General features: G+C 71.8%; 12 protein-coding genes. 11 read left to right on the forward strand and 1 reads right to left on the reverse strand.

Features of this window, described 5'->3' with window-relative positions:
* The first annotated feature begins 123 nt into the window (after window positions 1-123).
* The 10 genes from kduI to AC4MBH_RS10275 all read left to right on the forward strand — a co-directional run bounded on the left by kduI (window position 124) and on the right by AC4MBH_RS10275 (window position 11,651).
* Window positions 124-906 (forward strand): 5-dehydro-4-deoxy-D-glucuronate isomerase, encoded by a 783-nt coding sequence (gene kduI, locus AC4MBH_RS10230; RefSeq protein WP_491794749.1) that lies wholly within the window; start codon window positions 124-126, stop codon window positions 904-906.
* Complete coding sequence (gene kduD / locus AC4MBH_RS10235; RefSeq protein WP_491794750.1) at window positions 903-1,661, forward strand: 2-dehydro-3-deoxy-D-gluconate 5-dehydrogenase KduD; 759 nt, start codon at window positions 903-905, stop codon at window positions 1,659-1,661. The genes kduI and kduD overlap by 4 nt, the downstream gene beginning before the upstream one ends.
* A gap of 153 nt (window positions 1,662-1,814) precedes the next feature.
* Window positions 1,815-2,912, forward strand: a complete 1,098-nt coding sequence (locus tag AC4MBH_RS10240; RefSeq protein WP_491794751.1) for a sugar ABC transporter substrate-binding protein — start codon at window positions 1,815-1,817, stop codon at window positions 2,910-2,912.
* On the forward strand, window positions 2,909-3,922 hold the full coding sequence (locus AC4MBH_RS10245) for an ABC transporter permease (RefSeq protein ID WP_491794752.1): 1,014 nt from the start codon (window positions 2,909-2,911) through the stop codon (window positions 3,920-3,922). Before AC4MBH_RS10240 ends, AC4MBH_RS10245 begins: the two co-directional genes overlap by 4 nt.
* Window positions 3,919-5,481 (forward strand): sugar ABC transporter ATP-binding protein, encoded by a 1,563-nt coding sequence (locus AC4MBH_RS10250; RefSeq protein ID WP_491794753.1) that lies wholly within the window; start codon window positions 3,919-3,921, stop codon window positions 5,479-5,481. Before AC4MBH_RS10245 ends, AC4MBH_RS10250 begins: the two co-directional genes overlap by 4 nt.
* Before the next feature lie 2 nt (window positions 5,482-5,483).
* Window positions 5,484-6,476 carry an ABC transporter permease gene (locus AC4MBH_RS10255; RefSeq protein WP_491794754.1) on the forward strand — a complete coding sequence of 331 codons (993 nt, stop codon included), beginning with the start codon at window positions 5,484-5,486 and terminating at the stop codon, window positions 6,474-6,476.
* Between the two features lie 67 nt (window positions 6,477-6,543).
* Window positions 6,544-8,043, forward strand: coding sequence for an aldehyde dehydrogenase family protein (locus tag AC4MBH_RS10260; protein ID WP_491794755.1), 1,500 nt, complete (start codon window positions 6,544-6,546; stop codon window positions 8,041-8,043).
* Entirely contained in the window at window positions 8,043-8,696 is a 654-nt protein-coding gene (gene eda, locus AC4MBH_RS10265; protein ID WP_491794756.1) for a bifunctional 4-hydroxy-2-oxoglutarate aldolase/2-dehydro-3-deoxy-phosphogluconate aldolase, read from the forward strand. Before AC4MBH_RS10260 ends, eda begins: the two co-directional genes overlap by 1 nt.
* On the forward strand, window positions 8,693-9,790 hold the full coding sequence (locus AC4MBH_RS10270; protein ID WP_491794757.1) for a sugar kinase: 1,098 nt from the start codon (window positions 8,693-8,695) through the stop codon (window positions 9,788-9,790). The genes eda and AC4MBH_RS10270 overlap by 4 nt, the downstream gene beginning before the upstream one ends.
* 235 nt (window positions 9,791-10,025) lie before the next feature.
* Window positions 10,026-11,651, forward strand: coding sequence for an FMN-binding glutamate synthase family protein (locus tag AC4MBH_RS10275; protein ID WP_491794758.1), 1,626 nt, complete (start codon window positions 10,026-10,028; stop codon window positions 11,649-11,651).
* A gap of 24 nt (window positions 11,652-11,675) precedes the next feature.
* Here AC4MBH_RS10275 and argS read toward each other — a convergent pair whose 3' ends face one another.
* Window positions 11,676-13,418 carry an arginine--tRNA ligase gene (gene argS, locus AC4MBH_RS10280; protein WP_491794759.1) on the reverse strand — a complete coding sequence of 581 codons (1,743 nt, stop codon included), beginning with the start codon at window positions 13,416-13,418 and terminating at the stop codon, window positions 11,676-11,678.
* A 230-nt stretch (window positions 13,419-13,648) separates the two neighbouring features.
* Between argS and AC4MBH_RS10285 the strand changes: the two genes are divergently transcribed.
* A complete protein-coding gene (locus tag AC4MBH_RS10285; RefSeq protein WP_491794760.1) occupies window positions 13,649-13,939 on the forward strand; it encodes a response regulator transcription factor in 291 nt (96 codons plus the stop codon).
* The last annotated feature ends 12 nt before the right edge of the window (window positions 13,940-13,951 follow it).

A 13,951-nucleotide genomic window follows, 5' to 3' on the forward strand; every position in this document is an offset into this window, starting at 1 on the left:
CAGGCTCTTGACCCGTGACAGAGGTCACGTGTACGGTCCCGGTTCACATAGCGGAACGTAGTTCACAAGACCGAGGAGCGGCCCAACGTGATTCAGGTGCGATATTCCACCTCGCCGGCGAGCGTGGACACAGCCCACGCCGCCGACCTGCGCGACAACTTCCTCGTCGAGGACCTGTTCGTGGACGGCGAGGTGCGCGGGGTCTACACCCACGACGACCGGCTGGTCGTCGGCGGCGCGGTCCCCGGCGGCGAGCAGCTCGCCCTGCCGGCGTGGGAGGACGTCCTCGGCGGCGCGTCGCACCTCGAGCGGCGCGAGCTCGGCGTGATCAACGTCGGCGAGCCGGGCCACGTGCTCGTCGACGGCGAGAAGTTCGAGCTCGAGCACCTCGACGGGCTCTTCGTCGGTCGCGGCAGCGAGGTCGTCTTCGCCGGCCCCGAGGCGGCCTTCTACTTCGTCTCCGCGCCGGCCCACGCGACGTACCCGACGACGGCGCTGAGCCACGCGGCCGTCGAGCCGCTCGCCCTGGGCAGCCCGGCGTCCGCCAACGAGCGCAGCCTCTACCGCTACGCCTGGGGCCAGGAGCTCCAGACCGCGGCCCTGCAGTTCGGCGTCACGGTGATCGCCGACGGCTCGGTGTGGAACACCTTCCCGCCGCACCTGCACGACCGGCGCACCGAGGTCTACTGCTACGTCGACCTCGCGCCCGACGACCGCGTCTTCCACTTCATGGGCCAGCCCGGCTCGACCCGCCACCTCGTCGTGGCCGACCGGCAGGCCGTCATCTCGCCGCCCTGGTCGATCCACAGCGGCGCCGGCACCGGCTCCTACGCCTTCATCTGGGCGATGACCGGGGAGAACAACTGCTACACCGACCTCACCCCGGTCGCGGTGGAGGACCTGTGAGCAGCGCGCCGTTCGACCTGCACGGCCAGACCGCCGTCGTCACCGGCGCGGGCCGCGGGCTCGGCCAGGGCGTCGCCCTCGGCCTGGCCGGCGCCGGGGCCGACCTCGTCCTGGTCGGCCTGGCCGGCAGCCAGGAGGAGACCGAGAAGATGGTCGTTGACCTGGGCCGCCAGGTGCAGGTGGTCGACCTCGACATGTCCGACCACGACGCCGTCAACCGCGTCGGGGCCGAGATCGCCGCCGACCGCCGGGTCGACATCCTGGTCAGCAACGCCGGCATCATCGAGCGCGCCGACACCGTCGAGCTCGAGCCCGACTCCTGGCACCGGGTCGTCGACATCAACCTGTCCGGGCTGTTCTTCCTGACCCAGCAGCTCGGCAAGCCGATGGTCGAGCGCGGCAGCGGCAAGATCGTCAGCATCGCCAGCCTGCTCGCCTTCCAGGGCGGCATCCGGGTCGTCTCCTACGCCGCCAGCAAGCACGGCGTCGCCGGCCTCACCAAGGCGCTGGCCAACGAGTGGGGCCCGCACGGCGTCCAGGTCAACGCGATCGCCCCCGGCTACATGGCCACCGACAACACCACGGCGCTGCGCGAGGACCCCGAGCGGGCCCGGTCGATCCTCGACCGGATCCCCGCCGGCCGCTGGGGCACACCCGCCGACGTCGCCGGCGCGGCCGTCTTCCTCGCCTCCCCGGCCGCCGACTACGTCAACGGCCACGTCCTGGTCGTCGACGGCGGCTGGATGGCCCGCTAGCAGCACCACCCCGTACCCCACACCCGCACCGCACCTGCACCGCACCCACACCACCGGCTCCACCGCACCACCCGGTCGCGCCCGCGGCCACATCACCACCTCTCGGGTCCACACCCGCCGGTATCCCTGGCGCCAAGAAAACGAGGATCGACGATGACCTTGAAGTCCCGCCCCGCCGTTGTGCTGGCCAGTCTCGCCCTGGCCGCGATCGCCCTGACTGGCTGCAGCGAGGAGGCCGCCGGTGGCGACGGCAACGACGGCGGAGGCGGCGGCGACGCCGCCGCCTGCGAGAAGTCCGACGTCAAGCTGGTCGGCCAGGTCCGCAACGAGTCCAACCCGTACGAGGCCTCGTGGCTCGACGGCGGCGACGCGTTCGCGGAGTCGGTCGGCCTCGAGCAGGAGCGCCTGACCTACGACGCCGACTCGACCCGCCAGCAGGAGCAGATCAGCCAGCTCCTCGCCGGTGACACCCAGTGCCTGGTCATGAACGTGCTGCCCAACGGCGACGCCGACACCCAGCCGATCGTCGAGGGCGTGGAGAACACCGACGCCTACGTCGTCACGCAGTGGAACAAGCCGGCCGACATGGACGTCGCCGAGTACGACCGCTGGATCACCCACCTGACCTACAACGGCAAGGAGTCCGGCAAGCAGATCGGCGACGCGCTGATCGAGGCGATCGGCGGCTCCGGCGGCATCATCGCCCTCCAGGGCGCGCTCGACGCCGCTGCGGCCCAGGACCGGTTCGCCGGCCTCGAGGAGTCGCTCGCCGAGAACCCCGAGGTCACCCTGCTCGACGACCAGACGGCCAACTTCGCCCGCGACCAAGCGCTCGAGGTCACCCGCACGCTGCTCACCAAGCACGGCGACGAGATCAAGGGCATCTGGACCGCCAACGACGACATGGCGCTCGGCGCGCTCGAGGCGCTCGAGCAGGCCGGCCGTGACGACGTCGCCGTCGTCGGCATCGACGCCGTGCCCGACGCGCTCGCCGCGATCGAGGACGGCAGCATGACCGCGACGGTCTCCAGCGACGGTCCGTGGCAGGGCGGCATCGGCCTGGCCATCGGCTACTGCGTCGCCACCGGTGAGCTCTCCGTCGACGACATCCCCGACGAGGACCGTGCCTGGTACGCCGAGCAGTTCCTGATCAACGCCGACAACGTCGCCGACTTCTCCAGCCCGGAGACCAGCCCGGCCGACTTCGAGTGCGACAACGTCTTCGAGCGGTCGCAGGGCCCGATCTCGTGACCGTGACATCCCCCGCCGAGGACGTCGAGGTCGTCGCGAAGCGCCCCCAGCCTCGGCGGGGGGTGTCGCTCCGGGACGCCGGTCCGCCGATCGCGCTGGTCGTCATCTTCGCCGCGTTCGCGACGTGGAGCTCGGACTTCCGCACCTTCGGCAACGTCCAGAACATCATGGACACCGCCGCCGTCCTCGCCGTCGTCACGTGCGGCATCACGTTCGTGCTCATGATGGGCTCGATCGATCTCTCGGCCCCGGGCGTGATGGGCGCGGCCTCGATCACGGTCGCGCTGCTCGTGGCCAACAACCGCAACGACAACGACCTGGGCCTGATCGGCGTGCTGATCGCGGTGCTCCTCGCCGCCGGCCTCGGCTGTCTCAGCGGGCTGGCGTTGGTGCTGCTCAAGGTGCCGTCGTTCATGACCACGCTGGGCGTCTCGGCCATCGGGCTCGGCGTGGCGACGCTGCTCTTCAACGGGGTGCAGCCCAACATCCCCGACGCCGCGCTCAAGCAGCTCGCCATCGACCGGTTCCTCGGCTTCTCCCACCTCACCTGGATCGCGGTCGGCTGCGTCCTGGTCGGCTACCTCATCCAGCGCTACTCCCGGCTGGGCCGCTACGCCTTCGCCATCGGCGGTGCGGAGGAGGTGCTGAGCCTGTCCGGGGTCCGGGTCGCGCCCTACAAGGTCGCGGTGTTCACGCTGGCCGGTGCCTTCTACGGGCTCGGCGGCGTGATGGTCACCAGCCAGCTCGGAGCCGGGCTCGTCCAGGCCGGCAAGGGCTACGACTTCGCCGCGATCACCGCGGCCGTGGTCGGGGGCACCCTGCTGACCGGCGGTCGCGGCGGTGTCCTGCACTCGGCCGTCGGCGTCCTGCTGATCACGGTGCTCACCACGGGCCTGGTCCAGGTCGGGGTCGACCCGCTCTGGCAGGGCGGGGTGCAGGGCCTCATCGTCGTCGCCGCGGTCGCCGCCGCGGTCATCCCGCAGCGCAGAAGGAACCAGGTGACCAAGTGAGCGCGGACATCCAGCACGCGGCAGAGCCCTCGGTCACCGGGCGGTCGCCCGCGCTCGAGGTCCGTGGCCTCGTCAAGCACTACCCGGGCGTCAAGGCCCTCGACGGCGTCGACCTGGTCGTGCACCAGCACGAGGTGCTCGGCCTGGCCGGCGAGAACGGCGCCGGCAAGTCCACGCTGCTCAAGGCGCTGGTCGGGCTGGTCCGTCCCGACGCGGGCGACATCTACGTCCGCGGCGAGAAGGTCAAGCTGCGCAGCGTCGTCGAGGCGGCCAACCACGGCATCGGCATGGTCTTCCAGGAGCAGTCGCTGGTGCCCAACCTGACGGCCGCCGAGAACATCGTGCTCGGCTCGGAGGGGCGGGGCGTCCGCGGCGGCATCTACCGCTGGGAGACGATGCGCACGCTGGCCCAGGAGCAGCTCGACAAGATCGGCTCCCACATCAACCCGCTCGCGCGCACCGACACCCTCACCTTCGCCGAGCGGCAGATGGTCGAGATCGCCAAGGTGCTGCGCATCGAGCAGCGCAGCCAGCACGCGCCGGTGATCATCCTCGACGAGCCCACCTCGGTGCTGGAGTCCAAGGAGATCGAGACCCTCTTCGCCCAGGTACGCCGGTTGCGCGAGTTCGCCTCGGTGGTCTTCGTCTCGCACCGCCTCGACGAGGTGCTCGACGTCTGCGACCGGGTCACCGTGCTGCGCGGTGGCCGGTCGGTGGGGGAGGTCGCGACCGCCGGCGCCGCCCCGGCCGAGCTGCACCGGATGATGATCGGCACGACCGGCTCCGACGACCACTACCACGACCACCAGTCCCGCCGCCCCGACGAGCCGCTAGAGCCGATGCTGAGCGTGAAGGGGCTGTCGGGCAAGACGTTCCGCGACGTCGACCTCGACGTCCGCACGGGCGAGATCGTCGGCATCGTCGGCGTCCACGGCTCGGGTCGCGAGGACGTCTGCCGGGCGCTCTTCGGCGCCGAGCCGACCTCGGCCGGCAAGGTGACCCTCGACGGCAAGAAGCTCGACCTGTCCACGACCCGCGCCGCGTGCGCCGCGGGCATCGGCTACGTACCGGCCGAGCGCAAGGTCGAGGGCATGGTCGGACCGATGTCGGTCGCCGAGAACATGACCCTGGCCAAGCAGGCCTCGCGCTGCAGCGGGCCCCTCGTCGCCCCCAAGAAGCAGGCGTCGCTCGTCGACGGCTGGATCGAGCGGCTGTCGATCCGGACGCCGCACCGCGGCACCGCGATCCAGCGGCTGTCGGGTGGCAACCAGCAGAAGGTCGTCCTGGCCCGCTGGCTGGTGGGCGGCGACGTCAAGCTGCTCCTCCTCGACCACCCCACGCGCGGGCTCGATGTCGGCGCGCGCTCGGAGGTCTACCGGCTGATGCGCGAGCTGGCCGGCAACGGCGTGGCCATCGTGCTGCTCGCCGACAGCCTCGAGGAGGCGATCGGGATGTCCGACCGGATCGTCGTGATGAGCGACGGGAAGGTCGCCCAGGAGGTGGCCTGCCCCTCCGGCGCCAAGCCCACCCCCCTCGACCTCGTCAAGGAGATGGTCTAGCCGTGTCCACCCCCGTCATCACCAAGCCGGTGCCCGACGCGGTCGCCAAGGCCGGTCCCACCCTCGGCCAGCGGATCACGTCGTTCATGCCGCTGATCGCGCTCGCCGCGCTGCTCGCCGCGCTGTCCATCGCCGACCCGGACTTCCTCACCCAGAGCAGCCTCACCGCCGTCGTCCGGACGTCGGCACCCCTGGTGGTGCTCGCCGTCGGTGCGACGCTGGTCGTGCTGTGCGGCGGGATCGACCTGTCGATCGCGGCGATGTGCTCGCTGTCGACGGTGTTCTTCGCGATGTGGCTGCCCGACCTCGGCGGCCTCACCGCGATCGCCGTCGTCGCCGCCGCCGCGGCGCTCGGCGCGGTCCAGGGCCTCGCCCACGTGCTGCTGCGCATCCCGTCGTTCATCGTGACGCTGGGCGGGATGAGCATCTTCTCTGCCGTCGCCCTGGTCATCTCCGACGCCGGCCCCATCCGGATCATCGACCGGGACGCCACGACCTGGCTCACGACGTACGTCGGCGGCTACGTGCCGATGTCGTTCTTCGTGGCCCTGATCGTGGTCGCGGTGATCTCGCTCGTCCTCAGGCTCACGCCCCTGCAGAGCTGGATCACCGGGACCGGCTACTCCGAGTCGGCGGCCCGGCTGGCCGGTGCCCCGGTCGACCTGGTCAAGGTCGGTGCGTTCGCCGTCTCGGGTGCCTGCGCCGGCCTGGCCGCGGTCATGCTGGTCTCGCGCAACTTCAGCGGCAGCCCGACCATGGCCGACAACCTGCTGCTGCCCGCCGTCGCCGCGATCGTCGTCGGCGGCACCGCGATCACCGGTGGCCACGGCAGCGTCTGGCGCTCGCTGGTGGGCGCCCTCGTCATCACCCTGCTCCGGGTCGGGCTGCCGATCGTCGGCGTCCCGTCGGCCTACGAGCAGATCCTCTACGGCGCGATCATCGTCGCCGCCGTCGCCCTGACCCTCGACCGCTCAAAGGTGCTGATCATCAAGTAGCGAGCGACACCGACCACCCCCGCACCCCGATCAACCGATCAACCCACGTCATCTGGAAGGCCCACCCATGACCGTCACCACTGACCGCACCGACCTCCTGCCCGCCGTCCGCGAGTTCCTCTCCTCCCCGAAGCAGCTGCTCATCGGCGGGGAGTGGGTCGACGCGGCCGACGGCAAGCGCTTCGACACCGTCAACCCCGCCACCGAGGAGGTCCTGGTCCAGGTCGCCCAGGCCTCCGCCGTCGACGCCGACCGCGCCGTCCAGGCGGCCCGCAAGGCGTTCGAGTCCCCGTCCCCGTGGTCGCGGTTCACCCCGCGCGAGCGCTCGCACCTGCTGTGGCGCATCGGCGACCTGATCGACGAGCAGTCCGAGGAGTTCGCCCAGCTCGAGTCGCTCGACAACGGCAAGAGCCTGGAGTCGGCGCGGGGCGACGTCGGGGTCGCGGCCGAGCTGTTCCGCTACTTCGCGGGGTGGGCCACCAAGATGGAGGGCACCACCATCCCGATGTCGGTGCCCGGCCGTGAGTTCCACGCCTACACCCGCCGCGAGGCGATCGGCGTCGTCGCCGGCATCGTGCCGTGGAACTTCCCGCTGACCATGGCCTGCTTCAAGATCGTCCCGTCCATCACCGCGGGCAACACCGTCGTCCTCAAGCCGGCCGAGCAGACCCCGCTGACCGCGCTGCGGCTCGGCCAGCTGCTGCTCGACGCGGGCCTGCCCGCCGGCGTCGTCAACGTGCTGCCGGGCTTCGGTGACGCCGGTGCCGCGCTGGTCGACCACGCCGACGTCGACAAGGTCGCCTTCACCGGCAGCACCGAGGTCGGCAAGAAGATCGCGGCCGGCGCCTCGCGCAACCTCAAGAAGGTCTCGCTCGAGCTCGGCGGCAAGGCGCCCAACATCATCTTCGCCGACGCCGACCTCGACGCGGCGATCGCCGGGGCCGCCCTGGCCGGCTACTTCAACGAGGGCCAGTGCTGCGTCAACGGCTCGCGCCTCTACGTCCAGCGCTCCGTCTTCGACCAGGTCGTCGAGGGCGTCGCCGCCGCGGCGCGCCAGATCACCGTCGGCAACGGGCTCGACCCGGCCACGACCATGGGCCCGCTCGTCTCGCAGGAGCAGCACGAGAAGGTCATCGGCTACGTGCGCGGCGCCATCGCCGACGGTGCGACGCTCAACGCCGGCAGCGGGGAGCCCGCGGCCGACCGCGGCTACTTCTTCGCGCCGACCCTGATCACCGGTGTCACCGAGCAGATGGCGATCCAGACCGACGAGATCTTCGGCCCGGTGGTCACGGCGATCCCGTTCGACACCGAGGACGAGGTCGTCGCGGCCGCCAACAACACCGTCTACGGCCTCGCGGCCGGCGTCTGGTCGGGCGACCTCGGCACCGCCCACCGGGTCGGTTCCAAGCTGCGCGCCGGCACGGTGTGGCTCAACACCTGGCACGCCGACGACGTCACGCTCCCGCGCGGTGGCTTCAAGCAGTCCGGGTGGGGCCGCGAGCTCGGGTCGTTCGGTCTCGACGACTACACCGAGCTCAAGACCGTCATCGCCGAGCTGCGCTGATGGTCGATGTCCTCCAGGGCCACCGGGTCGTCCCGGTGGTCGTGCTCGACGACCCCGGCAAGGCCGACGACCTGGGCGCCGCCCTGGTCGCCGGCGGTCTGCCGGTCGCCGAGGCGACGTTCCGCACGCCCGGGGCGGCCGCTGTCCTGCGGCAGCTCGCCCAGCGTCCTGACCTGCTGGTCGGCGCCGGCACGGTGATCACCGCCGACCAGGTCGACCAGGCTCACGACGCCGGGGCCCGGTTCGTCGTCTCGCCCGGACTCAGCGACGCCGTCGTGCTCCGTTGCCAGGCGCTCGGGCTGCCGGTCTTCCCGGGGGTCAGCACCGCCTCGGAGATCATCCACGCGCTCGACCTGGGACTCGACACGGTCAAGTTCTTCCCGGCGGAGGCGTGCGGGGGACTGGCCACGGTCAAGGCCCTGTCCGCGGCGTTCCCCCAGGTCCGCTTCGTCCCCACCGGTGGGATCACCGCCGAGAGCGCGCCGGCCTACCTGGCCCACCGCGCCGTCGCCGCCGTCGGCGGCAGCTGGATGGTCGCTCCCGACCTGCTCGCCTCGGGGCAGTGGGGCGAGGTGACCGCACGCTGCGCCGCCACGGTCGGCGTCGTCGAGCCCGCCCCCGTCCCGCCCGTCCCGCAAGGAGCCCCCGCATGAAGCAGGTCCGTCCCGTCGAGGAGTGCGAGCTCGACATCGTCGCGCTCGGAGAGGTCATGCTGCGGCTCGACCCGGGTGAGGGCCGGGTGCGCACCGCGCGCCGGTTCGAGGCCTGGGAGGGCGGCGGGGAGTACAACGTCGCCCGCGGCATGCGCAAGGTCTTCGGCCTGCGGGCCGGCGTGGTCACCGCGCTCGCCGACAACGAGATCGGCCGGCTGGTCGAGAACCTGATCATGCAGGGCGGTGTCGACACCTCGCTGATCCGCTGGGAGGAGTACGACGGCATCGGCCGCACCGTGCGCAACGGGCTCAACTTCACCGAGCGTGGGTTCGGCGTGCGCGGCGCCGTCGGCGTCTCCGACCGCGCCCACACCGCGATCGCCCAGATGACGCCGGGCACGATCGACTGGGACGACCTGTTCGGCCGGCGCGGCGTGCGCTGGTTGCACACCGGTGGCATCTACGCCGCCCTGTCCGAGAACGCCGCCGCCGTCGCCGAGGAGGCGATGGCCGCCGCGCAGAAGCACGGCACCGTGGTCTCCTTCGACCTCAACTACCGCCCCAGCCTGTGGGCCGGCATCGGCGGCACCGACTTCGCGCGCGACGTCAACACCCGGCTCGCCGGCCACGTCGACGTGATGATCGGCAACGAGGAGGACTTCACCGCAGCCCTCGGCTTCGACGTCGAGCACGTCGACGAGGACCTCCGGACGCTGCCGATGGACAGCTTCGCGGCCATGGTCGGCACCGTCGCCGAGAAGATGCCGTGGCTCTCGGTCATCGCCACCACCCTGCGCACCGTGCACACCGCCAGCGACAACGACTGGCAGGCCATCGCCTGGTCGCCCGAGACCGGGGTGCTGCAGTCGGCCCCGCGCGACCACCTGGCGATCTACGACCGGGTGGGCGGCGGCGACGGGTTCGCCTCGGGCCTGGTCTACGGGCTGCTGTCCGGGGCCGAGCTCCAGCACTGCCTCGAGCTCGGCGCCGCCCACGGCGCCCTCGCCATGACCACCCCCGGCGACACCTCCATGGCCTCCCGCGCCGAGGTCGTCGCCCTCGCCGGCGGCGGCAGCGCCCGCGTCCGCCGCTGACCCCCCACGCTGACCCGTCGTACATGTACGACGGGTCAGCGCGGATTTCTCGCTGACCCGTCGCAACGATGCGACGGGTCAGCGTCATTTCCGGGGTGACCCGTCGCAACGATGCGACGGGTCAGCGTCAATTCCGTGGTGACCCGTCGCAACGATGCGACGGGTCAGCGTCGGTGGGGGCCGGGACGTGCCAAGGTGTCTGGCAACGAGTGGGGCCGACGAAGGGGAGACACACGTGAGCAAGCGGTGGTGGATGGGGGTGCCGGCGGCGGCCGTCGGTGCGGTCGGTGCGATCGCGGTGCGCGACCTCACGCAGCGCAAGCACGCGATCCTGCGCAACTACCCGATCGTGGGTCACGGGAGGTTCCTGCTCGAGCGGGTCGGTCCCGAGCTGCGCCAGTACATCGTGACCTCCAACGACGAGGAGCGGCCCTTCAGCCGCGACCAGCGGCGGTGGATCTACGCCTCGTCCAAGCTCGAGAACAACTACTTCGGCTTCGGCACCGACAACGACCTCGAGCACAGCAGCGGCAACGTGATCGTGCGGCACCGCACGTTCTCCGACGCCAGCCCGACCCACGGCCGCGTCGGCCAGCAGTCGCAGCTGCCGGGCGCCAAGGTGCTCGGCGGTCCGCGCGGACGTCGTCACGCCTTCCGCCCGGCGTCGGTCGTCAACATCTCGGCGATGAGCTTCGGGTCGTTGTCCGGCAACGCGATCCAGGCGCTCAACCGCGGGGCCGCGGCCGCGGGCTGCCTGCACAACACCGGCGAGGGCGCCATCTCCGAGCACCACCGCCAGGGCGGCGACCTGACGTTCCAGATCGGGACGGCGTACTTCGGGTGCCGCGACGACAACGGCAGCTTCAGCCTGGAGCGGCTCAAGGAGACCATCGCCTCCGCGCCGGTCAAGGCGCTGGAGGTCAAGCTCAGCCAGGGCGCCAAGCCCGGGCTCGGCGGCGTCCTGCCCGGCCCCAAGGTGACCCCCGAGATCGCCCGGACCCGCGGCATCGAGCCCTGGGTCGACTGCCTGAGCCCGTCGCGGCACGCCGAGTTCGACGACGTCGACTCGATGCTCGACTTCGTCGAGATGCTCGGTGACGAGACCGGCCTCCCGGTCGGGATCAAGGCCGCGGTGGGCGACATGGAGTTCTGGGAGGACCTCGTCGAGGCGATGGCGCCGGGCGACCGCGGCGTCGACTACGTCAACATCGACGGCGGCGAGGGCGGCACGGGGGCGGCCCCGCTGGTCTTCGCCGACCACGTCGCCCTGCCGTTCCGGCTGGGCTTCAGCCGCGTCTACCGGCTCTTCGCCGAGCGTGGCCTGCACGAGCAGGTCACCTTCATCGGCGCCGGGAAGCTGGGGCTGCCCGAGAACGCCATCGTCGCGTTCGCGCTCGGTGTCGACCTGGTCAGCGTGGCCCGCGAGGCGATGCTGGCGGTCGGCTGCATCCAGGCGCAGAAGTGCCACACCGGCCACTGCCCGACCGGCGTGGCCACCCAGAACAAGTGGCTGGAGCGCGGGCTCGACCCCGACCTCAAGGGTGAGCGGGTCGCGAACTACATCCGCACGCTGCGCCGCGACCTGCTCAAGGTCTCCGAGACGTGCGGTGCCGTGCACCCCTCGCTCCTGGGACCCCGCGACGTCGAGGTCCTGGAGACCCTGACCCACGGGCGGTTGCTCGACGACATCTACGGCTACGACCCGTCGTGGACCCTGCCCTCGGCCGCCGACCGGGCCGAGATCACCCGGATCATGACCGCCATCGACGAGGACGAGCCGCACACCGAGGGTCCGCCCTCGACCGGCGAGGAGGGCCCCCCGGCCCGCTCGGCCGCCGGCGAGGCCGACGACCAGGGCTGAGCCGCCGGGGGTGGGCGCCGGTGCCTACATCTGCTCGGGCGACTCGATGCCGAGCAGGTCGAGCCCGGTGACGAGCACGCGGAGGGTCAGGGCGCACAGGGCGAGGCGGGAGGCTCGCACCTGCGGGTCGTCGGCGCCGAGCACCGGGCACTGCTCGTAGAAGACCGAGAACGCCTGGGCCACCGAGAAGAGGTGGCCGCACAGGCGGTGCGGCTCGAGGTGGCGGCCGACGTCGACCACGGTGGGTCCGAGCTCGAGCAGCCGCAGGCACAGCTCGCGCTCCTCGGGCGGTCCGACGAGGACGGGCGCCGAGGCGACCGAGGGGTCGGCGGGGTCGAGCCCGCCGGTGCGGAAGATCGAACGGACCCGGGCGGCGGCGTACTGGACGTAGGGCCCGGTGTTGCCGACCGGCGCGACCATGCGCTGGAGGTCGAAGACGTACTCGCTGTCGTGGGCGACCGACAGGTCGGCGTACTTGACCGCAGCCATGCCCACCTGGGGTGCGACGGCCGCACGGGTCGCCTCGTCGAGGGAGCCACGGTGCTCGTCGAGGACGGCGCGGGCGGCGGCGACGGCCTCGTCGAGCAGGGCGAGCAGGCGGAGCGGGGCGCCGCTGCGGGTGCGCAGGATCTTGCGGTCCTCGCCGAGGACGTTGCCGATGCGGACGTGCACCGGGGTGACGTCGGGCGGCAGCCACCCCGCGAGGCCGGCGGTGGCCCAGACCATCTCGAGGTGCAGGGCCTGCGGGGCGCCGATCACGTAGAGCATCCGGTCGGCGCGGAGGTCGCGGACGCGGCGCCGCACGGTCGCGAGGTCGGTGGTGGCGTAGCCGTAGCCGCCGTCGGACTTGCGCACGATGAGCGGCACCGGCTTGCCCTCGCGGCCGGTGTAGCCGTCGAGGAAGACGCACAGCGCCCCGTTGTCCTCCACGGCGATCCCCGCCGCGGCCAGCTCGTCGCAGACCGCCGCGAGGTCTTCGTCGTACGTCGACTCGCCGGCCAGGTCGGCGTCGGTCAGGGTGACGCCGAGCCGGCCGTAGACGGTGTTGAAGTAGTGCCGCGACAGGCCGACCAGGCGTGTCCAGGTCGCCCGGGTGGCGGGGTCGCCCGACTGCAGGGCCACGACCCGCGTCCGGGCACGTGCCGCGAACTCCTCGTCGCCGTCGAACTTCGCCCGCGCCGACTGGTAGAAGCGGCTCGGGTCGGTCTCGACCAGCCGGGCGTCGTCGGAGTCCTCCCCGACCTCGCGCAGGTGCTCGATGAGCATCCCGAACGGCGTGCCCCAGTCGCCGATGTGGTTCTGGCGGACCACGTGGTGGCCGAGGTGCTCCAGCGTGCGCGCCAGGCAGTCGCCGACCACGGTCGTGCGCAGGTGGCCGACGTGCATCTCCTTGGCCACGTTGGGCGCCGAGTAGTCGATGACCACGGTCTGCGGGTCCTCGACCGGTACGCCGAGGCGTGGGTCGGCAGCGGCGGCCGCGGCCTGGGCACCGATCCAGGCGTCGCTCAGGGTCAGGTTCACGAACCCCGGTCCGCTGATCTCGACACGGTCGCACACGCCGTCGACGTCGAGGTGCTCCACGACCTGCGCCGCGACGTCGCGCGGCGGCTGGCCGAGCCGGCGCGCGAGGGCCAGGGCGGCGTTGACCTGCACATCGGCGTACTGGCTGGGGCGCAGCACGGGGTCGGCCCCGCGGAAGGCGGCACCGAACGCTCGCTCGATCGCCGCGGAGACCAGCGGGGTCAGGACGGCTTCGGGTGACAGCACGCCACCCAGGCTAGGGAGTCGGGGCTCTGCGGCGCGCGGACCGCTCATTCCCACGGGTGATTCGCCCTCCACGAGGCCCGGGAACGCCGTGGTGTGTTGCTTTCCGGACCGATCCGTCGCAAGGTCGATGCAGACACATGCGCGACCCCTCACAGGTCTCTTCTTCATCCGTGGCATCGGTGGAGCGGTCACCCCGCCCGGCACCAGCACGACGAACGAGGAAGTCCCCGATGACCACAGCCTTCGAGCCGCAGCTCCCGCAGCTGCCGCAGCTCCCGCAGACCACACGAGACCGGTTCGTGGTGAGCGCCGCCACCGTCGAGGACCTGTCGCCCCGCGAGGTCGAGGTGCTGCGCCTGATCGCTGCCGGCCACAGCAACGAGGAGATCGCCGGCGAGCTCGCCGTCGCCATCAACACGGCGAAGAGCCACATCAAGGGCGCCTACCGCAAGATCGGCGTCACCTCGCGCTCCCAGGCGGTCCTCTGGGGCCTGCTGCACGGCTTGTTCCCCCGGAGCTGAGACCCGGCCGCA

The sequence above is a fragment of the Nocardioides sp. WJ219 genome (assembly GCF_058559815.1).

Bases quoted from the DNA above. Each gene is read 5' to 3' on its own strand.
- AC4MBH_RS10240 (WP_491794751.1), top strand. From the start codon at position 1,815: ATGACCTTGAAGTCCCGCCCCGCCGTTGTGCTGGCCAGTCTCGCCCTG.
- AC4MBH_RS10260 (WP_491794755.1), top strand. From the start codon at position 6,544: ATGACCGTCACCACTGACCGCACCGACCTCCTGCCCGCCGTCCGCGAG.
- eda (WP_491794756.1), top strand. From the start codon at position 8,043: ATGGTCGATGTCCTCCAGGGCCACCGGGTCGTCCCGGTGGTCGTGCTC.
- AC4MBH_RS10270 (WP_491794757.1), top strand. From the start codon at position 8,693: ATGAAGCAGGTCCGTCCCGTCGAGGAGTGCGAGCTCGACATCGTCGCG.
- AC4MBH_RS10285 (WP_491794760.1), top strand. From the start codon at position 13,649: ATGACCACAGCCTTCGAGCCGCAGCTCCCGCAGCTGCCGCAGCTCCCG.